Below are 1,586 nucleotides of genomic sequence, written 5' to 3' on the forward strand. Positions count from 1 at the left end.
TCGAAGACCACCGCGGCGCGACGAACGCGCCCGCCCCGGTGAAATTGGTGCACATGGACGTGGAGAAGCTCGCACATATACCGATCCGCGGCGGGTGGCGCGCCCACGTCCGCGGATCGGCATCGAATCGTCGGAGCCGTTCTTTCAAAGCGTGTGAAAACCGAGAATCCAATTTACATCTTCGGAATTCGGCATCGATTCTCTTCGCGTGGGAGCTCAAACCTCGCCGCCGCAGGCCTTGGACTCAGGTAACCGGATCAGGGCGATCGAGGCATCGCGCAGACTAGCGGCCCGTCGGTTGAACACAGAAATGAAACCGATTCGGCGGATGGTGCGTCTAACCTGTTGATCGACGTGATCGAGGGGGCTGGGTGCGCAAAAAAGTAGCAACGTTGATGGCGATGTCGGCTGTGCTGGCCGGTTGTGGCGGAGGAGTCGATGGGGCTCCGCTTGCTGCTGAACGTTGGGATCCCTGCAGCATCACTCCGGATGCACTTGCGGCGACGGGCCTGGATCCGGAGTACCGCCTCGAAGGCTGGGGCGAGGGTATCGAGGTACCAGAATGGAAACGCTGTGTGTTCCACGCAGTCGGCGGAGTCGATTATCCGTACGGTTTGAACGTGATGTCTTCGATTGATCACACCATCACCGACGCAAGGGAAGATGTATCCAATCGTGAAGGTCGTGATCTTGCGATCGGCGGCCGTGACGCATACATGTATCAGACGGATTTCGACGCCGCGCTCCGGGACTGTCAGATTGCCCTCGCTACGCCCCCTGGAGTCGTCGTGTTCGCGGTGCTCTACAACACAGACGACGGTGCCGATGCCTGCGAGATCGTGTTGAAACACGTCACCGATCTCGAATCCGCGGTTCCGTCCACACAGCAGTAAGGGGTCTCGATGGGCAATCCAAATGAACCGGCGACAACTTGGCAGGCGCTCGCGGTGGCCGCCGACAGCGGCCACCTCTATCTCGATCCTGGGGCTGCACAGTCGTGCCATTCGGCGTGTGACGCGTATATATCGAAACTCAAAAGCCATCAAGAGACCGCGCGAGCGCTCGCTGACGTCACCGGGTTCGGAGACTTCCAGATGGGTGATCAGCTCAGGCAGATCTTCGCCGATAAAGCAGTCGGCGGTGAGAACAACATGGTCGACGTACTGCAAAGCCACATCGATGTCGTCGAGAAGATGAAGGTGGTCTTCGGCAAGTTCTTCGCCGCTACCAACGCGGTCGACGATAGCAACGCCGCTGGCTTACGCGCCGAGGGTCCGAACTGATCCTTGGCGCCGTCGCCTCACAGCCCCTCTACCCAGTACGCCCATCTCGGGTCGCTCATCTTGATCCTCGCCCGCGCCAGCTTCCAGGACCCGTATTTGTGGTAGTCGAAGTCCCAGGCCCCGCTGAGCTTGTGGTTCACACACCCCCACAGTCCCCATTTGACGTCGGCGAGGAAGCTACACACCTGCACCCGGGACACCATGGACCACTCCGCTTTACCGAAGAACTCCTCGATCAACTCCATGACCTGCTGCTCGCCGTAGAACATTTCCGTCACCAGGACAGCGAGCTCATAGGCACGG

At 59.8% G+C, this 1,586-nt stretch carries 2 protein-coding genes and 1 pseudogene; 2 read left to right on the forward strand and 1 reads right to left on the reverse strand.

What is annotated here, in order from left to right; genetic code table 11:
* The first annotated feature begins 371 nt into the window (after positions 1 to 371).
* The gene (locus WBQ44_RS05780; RefSeq protein WP_495565770.1) at positions 372 to 893 is read left to right on the forward strand and encodes a DUF3558 family protein; all 522 of its coding nucleotides are present in this window, start codon (positions 372 to 374) and stop codon (positions 891 to 893) included.
* Between the two features lie 9 nt (positions 894 to 902).
* The gene (locus WBQ44_RS05785) at positions 903 to 1,283 is read left to right on the forward strand and encodes a hypothetical protein (protein WP_495565771.1); all 381 of its coding nucleotides are present in this window, start codon (positions 903 to 905) and stop codon (positions 1,281 to 1,283) included.
* Between the two features lie 17 nt (positions 1,284 to 1,300).
* Here the strand turns inward: WBQ44_RS05785 and WBQ44_RS05790 are convergent.
* A pseudogene (locus WBQ44_RS05790) lies at positions 1,301 to 1,586 on the reverse strand (choline/ethanolamine kinase--aminoglycoside phosphotransferase); the annotation flags it as partial.

The organism is Rhodococcus sp. (in: high G+C Gram-positive bacteria) (genome assembly GCF_049591685.1).
Classification (GTDB): domain Bacteria; phylum Actinomycetota; class Actinomycetes; order Mycobacteriales; family Mycobacteriaceae; genus Rhodococcoides.